This is a genomic window from Tritonibacter horizontis, from assembly GCF_001518015.1.
GTDB classification, from domain to species: domain Bacteria; phylum Pseudomonadota; class Alphaproteobacteria; order Rhodobacterales; family Rhodobacteraceae; genus Epibacterium; species Epibacterium horizontis.
Genome location: NZ_LPUY01000032.1, coordinates 1 through 14540, shown reverse-complemented (window position 1 = coordinate 14540; position 14540 = coordinate 1). Strand labels below are relative to the sequence as shown.

Here is a 14540-nt window from a genome sequence, read left to right as displayed (position 1 = left end):
GCAGCCCATGGAAACCAGACGCCGAAAACACCCTCAAATATCTACTTTTTAGATAACAGATTTCATCCGCTAGCGACGTCACAAAAGGTATGTGACGCGTGGCAAAAACAATCAGAAGCAAAGGGCAGGTGGCACTCTGCCAGGCGTTGGTCGACGCGCGCAAAAGCGCAGGCTTGGGCCAGGACGACTTGGCGGACAGGCTCAAGTGCCATCAATCTCTCGTGGCACGCCTCGAAAGCGGCGAACGCCGGATCGACGTCGTCGAACTGGTCGTTCTGGCGCGCGCCATCGGCTTTGACCCGTTCGATGTTTTGGCGATCGTCGAAGCCGCCACGGAGCCCGACCACAGGATTTGAAGCCAATGAATTGTTGAGAACACGGGAACCCACTTTCCCGGTCTGATGATCATTTCCTCATCGAGGACCAGTTAGCCAACATCAAAGAAGCCCGGCGCGCGGTCGTAGTGAACGCTCTGCAACCCCACGCCGCAATTCGCAGCGCCGCAGTGCAGGAAGCCAGTAAACAGTGAACGAAGATAAGGGTGAGGGCGTCGCGATCGCCAATCTGATCGGGACCGATGGGTGCAGTGTTGTTGGTTGGGTTTATCGCTGGAGGACAGGCTCACATGCGGTGATGTGGGACGTCCAAGGGCCCCAGCCGGTATCGGAAACCCGGCCGGATATAAGTGACGAACAGAAGCAAGAAATCGACTTCGATGCGCTGACGAGGATCGGAAGAAGCGACGACGGGTGAACAGAGCGAACCCGCGGTGTTTGCCTAAACGCCAAACAGCATGTGGACCGCGAAGCGTATGCGGTGCGGTCGTGCAAGCCAAAGAAGCCGTCTTCCATGACAAATCTACGTAGCGGCAGGTCAGTAGTTCACCTGCTCGAACCCGTAGTTGCCGTCATAGTCACGCCAATCGACGAAGACGGATCGGTGATAAATGCCAGGGCAATGCTCGCCCCAACGTTCAAGTCCCACATGGGCCTCGGGCAGGGCAGTTATCGAAGATCGCTGCCATGAGAAATCGCCTTGGGTCCCGTAGGTGCCGAGGACCACGGTCGCGCTTCGGTTACAATCCCCATCGCGCCCGGACTCGTGCTGTCGTGCATACCGTACATCGAAGACGCGGATGGACCGCACGAAATTGAACTCTGGCCCGCTGATATCGATGTCCGCGCGGTCCTGAACGAGCCGCAGGGCGAGGTCGGTGGGAACGAGATTATCTACTGGCAAGGATTGAAGCGGTCGACGGCTGTCGGTTCGGTACAAGGCTTCAAAGATGCGGCCAGCGTTGTTTTGTAACCGATCGTTCTCGTAGGAGGCGCCCATGGGACAGCGCCAGATTTGCAGCGGTGGTTCGACCGGCCAAGGTGTAATCCGCCGGATAAATTCGGCGCGGGCTCGGGCGCAAGGGACGGAAGCAGGCCAGCCGCCAGACAGGCACAAGAGGATCGCGCAATCGATCGGGTATGTCTGCGCGCGGGCGGGTATTGGCAGCGAAGAACCTGTCACGGTCAAAGCGACTGCGACCGAGGGGAGGAGCTTCTTGAGTAAATGGCGCATGCTGTGGAGCCTCCGTGATAGGAGTTCAGCATACATACAATAATATACTATCGCAACGCTAAGTATAAAGTCGCATAATGAAGTTTATGTTATTTCTTCTCCGGCTAATGCCGACCTTCGCTTATGCTTGGTAAAGGTGCACATCGCGGGACAATGCCGTCATTCGTTTTTCATATTTCGCTGACGCAGCACGGCTTCGCGCATGCGGCAGGTTTGTCGCTGCGTTGCAGCTCAAGTTGCCAATGCGGTCATTCAATCTGGCTAAATGTCACAAAGTCCAAACTCCACCTTCGCTGTCTCTTCGCAGCATGTTTTCGAAAACAGTAAGGCGCACAACAACTTGAAGCACCTACAACAATCACACCAGTCCCGTAAATAATGACGGGATCTTTATCCATGGTTTACCGACGATCTTGAAGCGATTCCTCGACGGTCCAATTGTTGCGCTCTTGATCTAAAGATTTCACGATTTCGAAGCTCTAGTGACCAGATTGTTTGGCTACGAGATCCTCGCGCAGCGATAAACCTCCAAGGCTAGAATAATCCGTTTGCGGGGTTCTAAGAGTAGGACGGAATATTGACTTTCACCGCCATGGAACAGCCTTGAACCGACTTGTCGCTTTGGTCCTGAAGATTACCTTGCGGGAGACGGTATCGCTACTTCGACACCAACCACGGTTGTCCCCGCCAAGTTGCCCTGTGCAGACCCGGTCCACGCAACGACAACGCCAGCTGCTGATCGCGTAATCCTTGGAAATCCTACCGACTCTCGCCCACGATTGATGTGGAGTGCTTGTGGCGAAGTACACCCGCTCTCCGGCGACACCTGACACACGACTATTGCTTCACCGCCATTCGCATACTCCAACCAAAGAGCAAGTGCTTTGCCGTCACCCATCTGCAAGACATCTACGCGACCTGCGGGTGTGCCGAGATCGAGTTGCAACGGGTCTTCAAAGGATGCGCCCCCATCCCTGGAAAACGCAATTCGAGCCTTTGCCTCGCCATTGGCACCGGTGAACCACACGACTACCGCGTACGTTCCCAACGCATCGATGGCAGGTCCGTTGACAGGGCATCCTGCGATTTCCCAGCCGTCGCCGTAGATTGTTTCGGGGTCGGTCCATTCTTCTTCGACCAACCTGACAACCGAAATATCGCGGATTTCTTCGGCTGTTCGGTCCCTGTAAACCGCTATGATGTTACCTGCTTCCTTGCGGACGGCCGATGTTTGACAGCACGTACAAGCGCGTGGGTCGAGCAGGCTTTCCGGTCCCATTGAACCGTCCGGCGCAATGCGACGTGCGCGGACCTGCATGGCATTCTCATAGCTGTCGTCTGCGGCTTGATTATCGTATGCACGACCATCTAGCCAAAGAGCTGTCAAACCAGCGCTATCATCAGGGATTAGCGACACGAAACCATGTTCACGCTTTGATCGGTCATCGTGGGGTATGATTGGCGTTGTCCAGTTCAAACCCTCATCGAAGGAGAAAGCGATCTTTACGTCGTATTGATAGCTGCCCGGCCCATTCAATTCCAACCAATGCGCTGCAAGCGTCCCATCGCTAAGCCCAACGACTGACGGAAAGTCGGCCCAGTTCACAAACAGTGTCTCAGATTGATGAATTGTACGCGCCTCCGTCCAATAGGTGCCATCGAACAGGGCCATCCGAACGGCGTTGTTACCTTCGGTCCAACTCATCACGATCCGACCATCGGGCAGTGTTGAAAGCGAGGGTTCACGTGCGTGATCCCCAACCGGTGCAACCAGTGGTCTGACTGGAAACAGAGGGGCATCTTCAGCCGCTACAAAGGGCGCACCGAGCATAAAAAGAGCCGTGCAAACGAATAAAAATCTAATCGGCCTCAACCTCCGGTCCAACCGAAACGAGATAAGCCCAGACTGCCTTGGCATCCGTTTCTTTCTTCAATTTGAATGACATGCCAGATTTCGCCTTGCTGTCGTTCAGAAAAGTCGCGAGGAACTTCTTCGGATCTGCAATATAGGCTACGAAATCGCTCTCGTTCCAGACCAAGCCATTCTCGCCCGCTTCACGAATAGAGTCCCGAAATTTATTCCCAAACATTTCTTCGGTCCCTGCTGTTCGGTTGTACACACCATAAAGATTTGGCCCAACCGCGCCACCCTTTCGGATAACGTCACCATCCGTCCTGACGATTGAGTGGCAGGCCTTGCACTTGTTAAATACCTTGTCTCCGGCCGATGCGTCGCCGGTTGCATGTCCATCGGCGAGAACACCTGTTCCGGACAATGCCAATGCTAGCGTTGCGATAAATTTAGGTTTCATTCGTTTCTCTCCCCGTTGATGACAGTTATTATCTACTGGATGGCTGTTATGCTTTTGCCTCAGGTCGACAGGTCACTCAGTTAATTCCGTTTTCCCTTTGAAGAGCCCGTATATATGCCACGATATTCAATACTTCTGCTCGTGTTACGCCCTCGACAGCTGGCATGTTGCCAAACTTCCAATGGTGCGCCCGAACACCATTCTGTGCTGCGAGGACAAACGCCATGTCACCGTGGTGGCCCGGCTCATAAATCTTGTGCACCAGCGGTGGAGCAACGCCGTCCTGACCCTGCCCATTGACGCCGTGGCAGGTCGCGCAGGCCGCACCATAGGCACGCTTGCCGATTTGCTCTTGCTCGGTGAAACTTGGGGGCAGCCTGACAGTTGCAAGCGCACCTGCGGGAAGTGCCATTCTTTCGTCCGTCTGAGTACTCGTCTGGGAGTGGGTCGGCTGCAGGATGTACCATCCTGCCGCAGAAACGGCGATCAGAGCAAAAAATATTGCTGCCCATTTCATGCTATCAAACTCCTTCATTGTGAAGCGAGGTCTCCATGCCCCTCGAAAGGCAAAGTCGTTTTTCTGAGCGGCGATTGCTCGAATTGGCTGACCTTTTCCAGCGTACTGTCATCAGCCTGGGCCACTTCGGACGAGTGGCCTGACCCGGCAAAAAAAGCCGTGATTTCGTGATACCGGATTCGGGTGTCTTCCAAGGTCTGATAGTAGCGGAAAAGTTCCTTCAGCGGTGCCGAGAAGTCCTTGTGCGCTGCCAGGACGGCCACCAGCGCGCCGAGTGTGATCCGCCCTTCGATGACGAAATATCCACCCAGAGAGTAGAACAGGAATGGCGTCAGCGCGGTCAGAAAATTGTTGAGGGCCTTGATGAAGAACTTCAGACGGAAAATCTTCCTGCGCACGTGCTCAAGCTCTCTAAAACTTGCGCTTACTGGCAGCAGCCCGGCCGGATTGACCTGCCGTTCGCGCAATTGATCGCTGAGCTGCCTGCCAAGCTGTCGGACCTCCTTGATCCTGGTGCGTGAAAGCGCGTTGACCCGCCGTTGCAGCTTGGGCAGCAGCACGAGCTGAATTGGCAGTACCGTCAGTGCGGCGGCACCCAAGACAGGGTCCTGAACGAACATGAAAAACAGGATCGTCAGAAGCGTACCGCCTTGCAGGATTGGCAGCGTAAGGACATCTGCCGCGAAGCCACCGATGGGCTCGACTTCCTGTGCGAGAATAGGGACGATCTCGCTTTGGTTTCCGGAGTCTGGATCGCTGCGCCATTGCCGATAGACCAGCAGGCGGAAGCGCCGCAGAAAACGCTCGGCGACATACCCTTTGAAGACGTTAAGGCTATATTTGTTTAGCCCATTCAGGATAATAGCCAAAAGGTAGAGACCGCAAAGAAGCATGAGGAAAACGACCTGGTCGACGTCTCGTCCCAAAACGGCAACTGGGAAACGGCCAGAATCCAGAGCGTTGTTTACGATCTGTTTTGGCAGTTCCAAAGTCAGATAGAGTATAGGCATCGCGATGAGGCTAACCACGATCATCAACGCTTGCTGCCTTCTTGAATAGCGCAAGACGGTGCTGAAAAGACTTCCTTCGAGCCCTCGTATGGGCTCTGGGTGGATCGCAGGCGTGCTGCGGTACTTCCAAAGCTTCAGAATGCCGCGAATAGCAAGATATGAGCCAACACTGATCAGCAGCGCGGGGGCCAAGACCAGTATGAGATGAATGAACGGATGAACCCAGTCCGGCGTGGCATCGCTGTAGTCGTACCCAAGGGCGGCAGCTACGTCGTGTACAAGCAGGTGATACCTATCCAAGAGTGACATTGAAAATGTCTAATCCTTGGACTTCGGCGCAAGGTGATCGTGCACGATGATGACGCCCCACATGCCCGCTTCCCGGTGGCCGGGAATCAAGCATACGAACTCCAGGTTGGTCATATCGGAGAAATCCCAGATCAACTCGGCATTTTGCCCACTAGGGATCGAAACCGAGTTGGCGCTGTCATGCTGCATATCGGGATGTTCGCGCATCCATTGCTGATGTTTTGCGACCTCGTCAAAGGAACCGAGAAAGAACTCGTGATCCAATGCGCCGGTATTTCTGATTGAAAACTGGACAACCGAGCCGCTTTCAATCTGGATCGCGTCCGGCTCGAAAAGCATGTAGCCGCTTTCCGTCTCCCGTATGGATATTTCAATCGTCCTGTCGATCGAGGAGCCATCACCGGGTTTCCCGATCGGATCATGGCCAGGCACTTCGAAGGCTCGCGCGTGAGGCTGCTGGCCCTTGCCACTGGAAGCGCCCACTGAAAAAGCCGGAAGGACAAGCGCAAGGGCGATGGTGCAGGTTCTCAGGAAATTCTTCATGCTCGGCTACCTCCGTAGCGCTTGATTTTATGGGATCTTCTTGCTTGCTTGGGCTAAGCGATCAAGGCGATGGGGCCGGAGTGTTTACCCCCGGCCCCATTGTTAGTAGTTACTTCATCTGCGTGACGGTCAGTTTACCCTTGACCCGGTCGGCAACGAACTCGATGTCCTGACCTTCCGCCATCTTGGCCACCATCGCCTCGTCGGCGCGGAACACCATGGTCATTGCCGGCATATCCAGGTTGACGAGAGGGCCGTGGATAATTGTGACCTTGCCGGCCTTTGCGTCGATTTTCTTGATGGTGCCGCTTGTGTATTCCACGTCAGCCTGAGCCATCTGGTCACCGACTGCGACCTCACGGTGCATTCCCGATTCGTAGTGGCCCGGGATCAGGCACGCTGCTTCGAATGTGCCAGAATTTGCGAAAGTCCAGACAACTTCGCCCGAGGCGCCCGCATCGAGACGGATACGGTTCGGATCGTCATGTTCCATGTCCATCTTGGCCATTTCGATCTTGTGCTCGGCATTACGCTCTACCGTGTCGAGGACGAATTCATGCTCCAGCTCACCCTTGTTGGTGATGTTGAAGCGGATGGTTTCGCCCTCCTTGATATCCATCGGCTCACTCTCGATCAGCATCTGGCCCTCATCGTTTTCGAGCAAAGTGACGTCGATTGTGCGGTCAACCTTGGCGGCGTCACCCGGCATGCCGACCATCATTGCGGCTGGCTTGGTCTCCCCATGTCCGCCGTCGTGTGTACCTGCAGCAAAGGCCGGTGCTGATAGCGCGATCGCGAAGCTTGTCGTCAAAAGAAGATTTCTCATTTTATTGTCCTGTAGGTTGGTTCGGTTGGAGATGACGAAGGGCCGCTCAGCCCTTCGAGGTTGGTTTCGGTGTGAGAATGGTTTTGGGGCTGTTGTTGGAGGCAAAGTCGGGTAATTCGCCAGTCCATTCGTAGGCCATCTCGCCCGGAGGGTTCTCGTACCAGCCGGGATCGGAGTAATCGTCCGCGTCGATGCCGTCCCGCACCTTCACGACCGAAAACATGCCGCCCATCTCGATGGGTCCGTACGGGCCCCAACCCGTCATCATCGGGATGGTATTGTCGGGTAGCGGCATTTCCATTTTTGCCATGTCCCCCATGCCGGACATGCCCATCGGCATGTATTCCGGCTGGAATTGACGGATCTTCTGGGTCAGCGGCTTCTTGTTCACCCCGATGAACGTCGGCACGTCATGGCCCATGGCGTTCATCGTATGGTGCGATTTGTGGCAATGGATCGCCCAATCTCCCAGATGATCGGCGACGAATTCGTAGGCGCGCATCGCACCTACGGGAATGTCGATGCTGACCTCCGGCCACTGTGCTTCAGGCGGCACCCAGCCGCCATCCGTGCAGGTGACCTTGAAGTCATAGCCGTGCATATGGATCGGGTGGTTCGTCATCGTAAGGTTCCCAACCCGTACTCGCACCCGGTCGCCCTTGTTCACGACCAGCGGATCGATGTCGGGGAAGATCCGGCTGTTCCAGGTCCAAAGGTTGAAATCCGTCATCGTCATGATGCGGGGTACATAGGTACCCGGATCGATGTCGAAAGCATTCAGCATGATCAGGAAATCACGATCCACCGGCATGAATGTGGGATCCTTGGGGTGGACCACGAACATGCCCATCATCCCCATCGCCATCTGGGTCATTTCATCGCCGTGGGGGTGGTACATGAACGTTCCGGACTTCACCAAGTCGAATTCGTAGACGAAGGTTTTGCCCGGCGGGATGCTTGGATGGCTCAATCCGGAGACCCCATCCATGCCTGAAGGAAGAATGAGCCCGTGCCAGTGCACCGTTGTGCCTTCCGGCAGCTTATTGGTGACGTAGATGCGCACCCGGTCGCCTTCGACTGCTTCGATCGTCGGGCCGGTGGATTGGCCGTTGTAGCCCCACAAATGCGCGATCATGCCGTCGGCAAGCTCGCGTTCTACCGGTTCGGCCACGAGGTGAAATTCTTTCACCCCGTTGTTCATCCGGTGCGGCAGGGTCCACCCGTTCAATGTGACCACAGGTGTGTAGTCCGGCCCGGTACTAGGACGCGCCGTGATCGCCGTTGCTGCGCTATCCATTTGGGCAGCTTCGGGCAGGCCCATGTTCAGGGTTTGACCCCAGGCTTTCGAAGAGACCAGCGTTGCACCTGCCGCGCCGGCTCCGAGTAATTGACGTCTATTTAGCATGTCAGTTCCTTTCAGTGTCCTGCGCCGCCACCGGCGGCAAGTGTCGCGCCTTCTCCACCAGCACCGCCACCGCCTTCGCCGCCGCCATAGATCGCAGCGGTCAGATCAGCCTGTGCCATGTAGAATTCGCGTTTTGCGTTTGCCGCTTCCAGTGATGCGCCCAGTTTCTCGCGCACGTCTGTCAGCAGCTCGAAAGTGTTGGTGATCATGCCGTTATAAGACAGCAGCCCCTCTTCTTCGACGGTCGTGCGTAGCGGCACCAGAACGTCGCGATAGTGGCGGGCGATCTTATACGCGGCGTGATAGGAGGCTTCAGCACCACGCGCTTCGGACCGGACGTTGACGGCTCTTTCTGCCAGCACGTTGGCTGCTTGCAGGTACGACAATTCCGCCTTGCGCATCCGTGCCTTCCCGGTGTCGTAGATCGGGATTGCGAACTCCACCTCCACCTGAGGGGTGGTCACGGTCTCCGTTTCTCCGTCCTCAATTTCCCGCTCCGCTTCGAACCCGGCAATGAATTCGAGATCGCTGATAATGCGAGTCTGATCAGTCAGACCAAACGCCTTGGCCTGTGCTTCCAGGCCAAGTTTGGCAACGCGCAGATCAACCCGATTTCGCAATGCTTTCGCTTCGATGTCAGTCACACGGCCGACGGAACGCGGCAGCGCAGGAAGAGCATCGGGCACATAATAGTCGACTTCGGTGCCCCACAGCCCCATGAGCCTGGTCAGCTGCTCTTTGGACCGGGTAGCATTCAAGCGTGCCTGGGCAAGTTGTCCGGCGAGTTCGGCATTGAATGCCTGTTCACGGGCCTGCCCGGCTGTGTTAAGCGCGCCGGTCTCGCCCAGTCTCATCGCTAATTCCGATCCGGCGTCAGACGTCGCTTTCGCACGGCGGAGATAACTCACAGCCTCGAAGGCGGCTACGGCATCGACCCATGCCTTCCGCGTCTGATTGGCCAGTGCGAGTGTGTCGTTCACGGCGCTCAGTTGAGCCTGCCGGAAGTTTGCGTCTGCAATGGCCGTACGCTGCTTGCGAGTGGTGGCATCGAGCACGTTCGACCGGATCAGTCCCTCGATCGCCCTGTAGGCACCCAGTTCGGGCGCACCGATGCCCAGTATACCAATCGACACGATTGGGTTTTCCGGCATCGATTGCTGCCAGGCCTCTGCGGCAGACAGGCCGACGTTTGCATAGGACGCCTGCAACCCTTTGTTGTTCAGAAGCGCGACCTGAACGGCGGTGTCCGCCGAAATGGTCTTGCGGTGCACCATTGCGTGCACCTGCTTCTTCAAGGCCTCGTTTTCGGCCTGGGTTTCGGCGAAGGCTGTCCGTTTGCCGAGGGCTGGTGTGACCTGGCTGGAAATATTGGCGAAGCCAGCTTTTGGTTCCGTGTAGATGCCCGGCACAGCGGTAGCACAGGCACCCAGGATTAGCGGAAAGCCGAAAACCAGCGGAAACTTCGATACCCGCATCAGTTGCCCTCCGTCTGTTCTTGATTGACGGAACGCCAGTCGCGGGGACCTGTAGGGCCGCGATAGGTGTAGCCCGCCAAGGGGTCCTGATAGCTGATCGGCGATGAAACTGCCGTGTTGACGACGGCCTGTTGGGTCGCGACGGACGGCAACGGGGTGGGCTCATAGGCGCATGCGCCAAGCCCGAGGGCCGAAGCCCCCATAAGTAGATGAATTTTCATGAAAGTAACCTGATTGGTGAACGTTGTCTCACGCAGACTCTGCGCAAGGCTCACACCCGTTTTGGGCGTCGGTTCAGATCAGGAATCGAGGGGGCCGCAGGAACCCTGCTGTTTCCACCGAATACGTTTGACCGTCGAGAATGACATATTCACTTGTACCAACCGGCTCTGCTTCGATCTTGGTGTCTTCGAGGAAGACGACAGAAATACAGATACCGTTGCAACACTCTTGGGATTGTTGCTCTTTGCCATCCTTGTCGGACGCTGCGATGTCGCTTGCGACCCTAAGCTTCTCATGCGCGTGATGCGCATCGCTTCCGGTGTCATGAGTCATGGCGGCACCAACGACAACAATAGACTTGGCTTGATGTCCGTCATGCATGCCGGACGCCGCGTGAGCGGCAGAAGGTGGTGAAAATACCAAGGCTAACGCAAACGCAATGCACGTAAACGTCTTGAACCAGCATGATATGAAAACTCGAAAGCTCATGCTCTAGATATCGGATACCGAAGCAATCCAGTCAATCCGTCCTGCGCAGGAAGGTTTGTCGCTTTTTTGTGAAAAAGGCGAGATTCGGCCGCTGCCGTCAGAAAATGTTGCATATCAGAAACATATAAAGAGCCAATATTCCCCTCCGGTCAGCGGAGCGATGCTGACGCGTCTTGTGCTACCGAACTTCAGCCAGCTTCTCAGACCTGTAGCCCGCGTCGCTGATCGCTACCGCCAATGCAGTTTCATCCAGAGTGCTGTCGACGCCGACGATAGGTGCAGTCAGATCGCACGAAACTTTTGCATCTGGGTCGGCAGCCATGATGGGCTTTTGCATGGAAGCGGCACGATGGCCGCGATCTCCGCGCAGATTGCAATAGACCCTGAAAGGAGTCCGCCCACTCGGATAGGAATATTCCGTTCTGAAAATTACCGCCAGCGTAAGACATGCAGAAAAGCTACTTTCCAATGCTATCAACATTTCCGCAACTAGGTCCGGCAGTAACCTACCATTTGTTATGTCGCTCGGCCTGCAGTCGAGACATGGAACGCGGTTCAGGAGATTTCGAAACTTAAATTTCATTCGTCCCAAAGACCTGGAGCGAATGCTTGGTTCCCAAACGCAGGTTCAACATCCTCGATCTCAAGCCGTATATGTGCCAACGTTCTAACATGCAGAGGTTTTTCTCCGTCGACATGCCCGGTGTTCAATTTGTGAGCATTGTCTTGGCATTCAGCCTCGCAGCGTTACTGGCGGTCCTCTGCCTTTATATCTTGCTTTCGCCGGGCTTTGCAGCGGCTCTTGCCGCCGGCGGGCCATCGCTGGCCCGCTTTCTGAGGCAAGTTACGACCAACGGTCTGCCCGTAGTTTTTGCCATAAACTATGTCAGTTTTTTTCTTTTCGCGGTGATACAGAAACCAAAGGTCGCCCGCCGAGATACGGCGTTTTTCGTGCTGGTGGATATCTTGCTCAGAGCCATTCTCTTTCCAAGCCTCCACGCACTGATCTACGTTTTGTCTGCCGACTGGTTCGAGTCATTCGGGGGCAGTCGTGCAACCGCGTTGTCGGTCGTTGCCCCAACCCTTGCGCGTTCGGCGTTTTTTGAGAACATCTCCGGAGTTTATCTTTATGCGACAATGATCAGCGCGCTGCCGCTATATGTTTCAGCTTTCGGGCAGTCGGAATTTCTTGGACCGACCGTTCGTCGCTTGCCAATAAAAGCGGGCTTTGAGAAGGGTGTTTCAAACCTCTCAAAGGAGATCCCCATGTCCATGAATGTTCAACCCCAGCCAGACCGTCCGGATCCGACCGTGATCGCGGTGCAGAACGACGCGTTTCGCAAGCTCGCATGCCTTGGGGTGCCGCCCGCGCAACCCATCCAGGGCCGCATGCATGTCACCCGCGCGCTTATGGAGGCCGGCGATGGCTTCATGGCCGAGGCGGTCAAGGCAACCGGTGAGTTTGCCACGTTCGAGCCTGAGAATGATCCCGAGGGCTGGCACGATTTCGGGGCGGTCGAGATCCGGGGAGAGACCGTGTTCTGGAAGATCGATCTCTATGAAGCAGACTCGGACTTCCGCTATGGGGCTGAGACCCCGGACAATCCTGCCACCACCATGCGCGTGCTGACCATCATGCTGGCGCGCGACTGGTAGGGCAGGGGACTCCTCACCCTGACATCTGAGACGATGAAGGCCCGCTGACCCCTCAAAGGGAAAGTGGGCCTTTTGTCGTGGTGATCCCTGAAGCCGGGGATTGGTCACGCGCGTGAGCGCGCGGGCCACACCTCACCCTCCTGGAAGGATATCCCATGACCACAAGCTTTGCTCCCCTTACCGTCGCTATCGGCGATCTCGTCCCGCATCCCGCCAATGTGCGCAGCAACGCGCCGGAAACCTATGACCCCGAGAACATCGCCCATCTGAAGGCCAGTATCGCTGTGCTGGGCCTGCTCCAGCCGCTCTTGGTCCAGAAGCTTGACGGCAAATATGCTGTCCTCGCCGGTGGCCGGCGCCATGCAGCCCTGAAGGAGCTGATCGCTGACAAGGCCAGCAAGGGGTTCACGGCGAAAACCAAGGTGGACTGCCGCCTTGTCCCTGAGGAGAGCGACGTCACCACGGCGCTGTCGCTCGCCGAGAACATCACCCAGGCGCCGATGAATGCCATCGACGAGTTCGAGGCTTTCGCGCGGATGATGGAGGTCGATGGCCAAACGCCCGAGACGATCGCAAAGACCTTCGGCACCACGGTGGCCGCCGTGAAAGGCCGGTTGCGCTATGGCCTTATCCACCCCGATATCCGCGCCGCGGCTCGGGGCAAGGTGATCACGCTCGACACAATGAAGGCCTTCGCCGAGCACCCAAGCCAGGAGGCGCAGCGCGAGGTTTTCGAGGCGCTTACGAAAGACGGCGGCTATCTGCAGGCCTACACGGTCCGACAGGCCCTCAAGTCCCGCGGTGTGCAGGTCAGCGACGATATCGGGGCTTTCGTGCGCGAAGACTACGAGGCGCGCGGCGGCACCGTCGCAGCCGATCTGCTGGATGAGCATTCCGTGCTTGAGGATGCGGCTCTGGTCGAGACCATCTTGCTCGAGAAGCTCGGTGCCGCTGCCGAAGAGACCCGTATGAGGCTGGGTTTTGCCTGGGCCGATGCGATGGTGCGCTATGACTACGCGACCATGGCCGACTATGGCCGCGTCTATCCCGGCCCGATCGAGCCCGATGAGGCTGCCCGGAAGCGCATCGATGAGATCGCCGCCGAGCTTGAGAAATTGCAGCTCGAGATGGAGGATGAGGGGCTTGAGGACGACGCATACAACGTCCTCTACGACCGCGTGGATGCTCTGGAAGAGGAAGCCCGCGACCTGCAGGAGGCCTACAGCGCCGAGGACCTGGCTCGATCTGGGGTGATCGCGTCGTGGCAGGGCGGTCAGGTGACGCTCCATGTGGGCCTCGTGCGCCCCGAGGACATCGTCAAAGAGGAGGGCGCGCGCGGCTCCTCGGCTAGCCCGACCGGGGAGGAGGCCCCGGACGCCGGCGAAATCACCTATCCAGCCTCACTGGCTGAGGACCTCAAGACCGAGCGAGCCATGTCGCTTGGGGCCGCGATGGCGCTGCATCCGGAAGCCACACTCGATCTGACGCTCTTCAAGCTGGTGAGCGACGTTCTGGCCAGCGGCATGAGTGTCACGCAGGCGATCAAGATCGATGCCCGCAAGGAATACCGCAGCCATGCCAAGATGGACGAGATCGACGAGACCTCGCTTGAGCAGGTGGCGGCGGCGCATGATGCGCTTGATCTGTCCTGGCTCGATGACAGCCGCGCGCCCGCCGATCAGTTTGCGGCGTTTCGCGCGCTGAAGGCCGGCGAGAAGGCCAAGCTCGTCGCCTATGCCACCGCCAGCACCACGCAGTCCTGCTTCGCGCGGGACCGATCGCGCGACAGCCTGATGCATGCGTTCGAGATCGAGATCATGCCCGATATCCGCGCCCACTGGACGCCGAACGCGGCGCTCTTCAATCGCTTCAAGAAGGCTTGGCTCCTGAAGATCCTCGGTGAGGATCTGGGTCTCGCCCAGGAGGCGGTGACGCTCGCCTCATCGAGCAAGAAGGAGATCGTCGCCTTTTGTGACAAGCTCTTCGCCGAACCCTTCGCCACACTCACGGACGCGCAGCGCGCTGCCGTGGCCGCCTGGTGCCCGCCGATGATGCAGACCGCCGGTATCGCCTTTGATGAGGCGGAGCCCGCTGCGGAAACTCCCGAGCCTGACAGCGAGGTCGCGCAAGCGGCCTGAGCCATCATGCGACCCGCGCGAGGCATTCCCCGCGCGGGTCGACCCTCCCACACCCAACGGAAAGACATC

14 protein-coding genes are annotated in these 14540 nt (G+C 57.2%); 3 read left to right on the top strand and 11 right to left on the bottom strand.

Features of this window, described 5'->3' with window-relative positions; all coding sequences use genetic code 11:
* Positions 1-98 precede the first annotated feature (98 nt).
* Positions 99-356: a helix-turn-helix domain-containing protein gene (locus tag TRIHO_RS05340; RefSeq protein ID WP_068241013.1), complete on the top strand. Its 258-nt coding sequence runs from the start codon at positions 99-101 to the stop codon at positions 354-356.
* 517 nt (positions 357-873) lie between these two features.
* Here the strand turns inward: TRIHO_RS05340 and TRIHO_RS05330 are convergent.
* From TRIHO_RS05330 to TRIHO_RS05280, 11 genes are all read right to left on the bottom strand, one after another.
* Positions 874-1569, bottom strand: a complete 696-nt coding sequence (locus TRIHO_RS05330; protein ID WP_232367723.1) for a hypothetical protein — start codon at positions 1567-1569, stop codon at positions 874-876.
* Between the two features lie 634 nt (positions 1570-2203).
* Positions 2204-3274: a sialidase family protein gene (locus TRIHO_RS05325; protein WP_096708181.1), complete on the bottom strand. Its 1071-nt coding sequence runs from the start codon at positions 3272-3274 to the stop codon at positions 2204-2206.
* A 154-nt stretch (positions 3275-3428) separates the two neighbouring features.
* The gene (locus TRIHO_RS05320; RefSeq protein WP_027238598.1) at positions 3429-3881 is read right to left on the bottom strand and encodes a c-type cytochrome; all 453 of its coding nucleotides are present in this window, start codon (positions 3879-3881) and stop codon (positions 3429-3431) included.
* 76 nt (positions 3882-3957) lie between these two features.
* On the bottom strand, positions 3958-4416 hold the full coding sequence (locus TRIHO_RS05315) for a c-type cytochrome (RefSeq protein WP_036783961.1): 459 nt from the start codon (positions 4414-4416) through the stop codon (positions 3958-3960).
* Positions 4413-5717, bottom strand: coding sequence for an ABC transporter transmembrane domain-containing protein (locus TRIHO_RS05310; protein WP_027238596.1), 1305 nt, complete (start codon positions 5715-5717; stop codon positions 4413-4415). Before TRIHO_RS05310 ends, TRIHO_RS05315 begins: the two co-directional genes overlap by 4 nt.
* A gap of 9 nt (positions 5718-5726) precedes the next feature.
* On the bottom strand, positions 5727-6260 hold the full coding sequence (locus TRIHO_RS05305) for a cupredoxin domain-containing protein (protein ID WP_027238595.1): 534 nt from the start codon (positions 6258-6260) through the stop codon (positions 5727-5729).
* 109 nt (positions 6261-6369) lie between these two features.
* Positions 6370-7086 (bottom strand): copper-binding protein, encoded by a 717-nt coding sequence (locus TRIHO_RS05300; protein ID WP_027238594.1) that lies wholly within the window; start codon positions 7084-7086, stop codon positions 6370-6372.
* Between the two features lie 46 nt (positions 7087-7132).
* Positions 7133-8491 carry a multicopper oxidase family protein gene (locus TRIHO_RS05295; protein ID WP_027238593.1) on the bottom strand — a complete coding sequence of 453 codons (1359 nt, stop codon included), beginning with the start codon at positions 8489-8491 and terminating at the stop codon, positions 7133-7135.
* 11 nt (positions 8492-8502) lie between these two features.
* Positions 8503-9966 carry a TolC family protein gene (locus tag TRIHO_RS05290; RefSeq protein ID WP_027238592.1) on the bottom strand — a complete coding sequence of 488 codons (1464 nt, stop codon included), beginning with the start codon at positions 9964-9966 and terminating at the stop codon, positions 8503-8505.
* Positions 9966-10187, bottom strand: coding sequence for a putative periplasmic lipoprotein (locus TRIHO_RS05285; RefSeq protein ID WP_226892491.1), 222 nt, complete (start codon positions 10185-10187; stop codon positions 9966-9968). The genes TRIHO_RS05290 and TRIHO_RS05285 overlap by 1 nt, the downstream gene beginning before the upstream one ends.
* Positions 10188-10260: 73 nt before the next feature.
* Positions 10261-10569 carry a hypothetical protein gene (locus TRIHO_RS05280; protein WP_232367722.1) on the bottom strand — a complete coding sequence of 103 codons (309 nt, stop codon included), beginning with the start codon at positions 10567-10569 and terminating at the stop codon, positions 10261-10263.
* A gap of 1374 nt (positions 10570-11943) precedes the next feature.
* Between TRIHO_RS05280 and TRIHO_RS24355 the strand changes: the two genes are divergently transcribed.
* Together TRIHO_RS24355 and TRIHO_RS05265 are read left to right on the top strand one after the other, a co-directional pair.
* A complete protein-coding gene (locus TRIHO_RS24355) occupies positions 11944-12333 on the top strand; it encodes a DUF3768 domain-containing protein (RefSeq protein WP_068241017.1) in 390 nt (129 codons plus the stop codon).
* 155 nt (positions 12334-12488) lie between these two features.
* Positions 12489-14471, top strand: a complete 1983-nt coding sequence (locus TRIHO_RS05265; protein WP_068241012.1) for a ParB/RepB/Spo0J family partition protein — start codon at positions 12489-12491, stop codon at positions 14469-14471.
* The last annotated feature ends 69 nt before the right edge of the window (positions 14472-14540 follow it).

What these genes read in the sequence shown, in the direction of transcription:
- TRIHO_RS05330 (WP_232367723.1), bottom strand. Translation starts at nt 1,569, where the DNA reads ATGCGCCATTTACTCAAGAAGCTCCTCCCCTCGGTCGCAGTCGCTTTG.
- TRIHO_RS05325 (WP_096708181.1), bottom strand. Translation starts at nt 3,274, where the DNA reads ATGAGTTGGACCGAAGGTAACAACGCCGTTCGGATGGCCCTGTTCGAT.
- TRIHO_RS05320 (WP_027238598.1), bottom strand. Translation starts at nt 3,881, where the DNA reads ATGAAACCTAAATTTATCGCAACGCTAGCATTGGCATTGTCCGGAACA.
- TRIHO_RS05315 (WP_036783961.1), bottom strand. Translation starts at nt 4,416, where the DNA reads ATGAAGGAGTTTGATAGCATGAAATGGGCAGCAATATTTTTTGCTCTG.
- TRIHO_RS05310 (WP_027238596.1), bottom strand. Translation starts at nt 5,717, where the DNA reads ATGTCACTCTTGGATAGGTATCACCTGCTTGTACACGACGTAGCTGCC.
- TRIHO_RS05305 (WP_027238595.1), bottom strand. Translation starts at nt 6,260, where the DNA reads ATGAAGAATTTCCTGAGAACCTGCACCATCGCCCTTGCGCTTGTCCTT.
- TRIHO_RS05300 (WP_027238594.1), bottom strand. Translation starts at nt 7,086, where the DNA reads ATGAGAAATCTTCTTTTGACGACAAGCTTCGCGATCGCGCTATCAGCA.
- TRIHO_RS05295 (WP_027238593.1), bottom strand. Translation starts at nt 8,491, where the DNA reads ATGCTAAATAGACGTCAATTACTCGGAGCCGGCGCGGCAGGTGCAACG.
- TRIHO_RS05290 (WP_027238592.1), bottom strand. Translation starts at nt 9,966, where the DNA reads ATGCGGGTATCGAAGTTTCCGCTGGTTTTCGGCTTTCCGCTAATCCTG.
- TRIHO_RS05285 (WP_226892491.1), bottom strand. Translation starts at nt 10,187, where the DNA reads ATGAAAATTCATCTACTTATGGGGGCTTCGGCCCTCGGGCTTGGCGCA.
- TRIHO_RS05280 (WP_232367722.1), bottom strand. Translation starts at nt 10,569, where the DNA reads ATGCATGACGGACATCAAGCCAAGTCTATTGTTGTCGTTGGTGCCGCC.
- TRIHO_RS24355 (WP_068241017.1), top strand. Translation starts at nt 11,944, where the DNA reads ATGTCCATGAATGTTCAACCCCAGCCAGACCGTCCGGATCCGACCGTG.
- TRIHO_RS05265 (WP_068241012.1), top strand. Translation starts at nt 12,489, where the DNA reads ATGACCACAAGCTTTGCTCCCCTTACCGTCGCTATCGGCGATCTCGTC.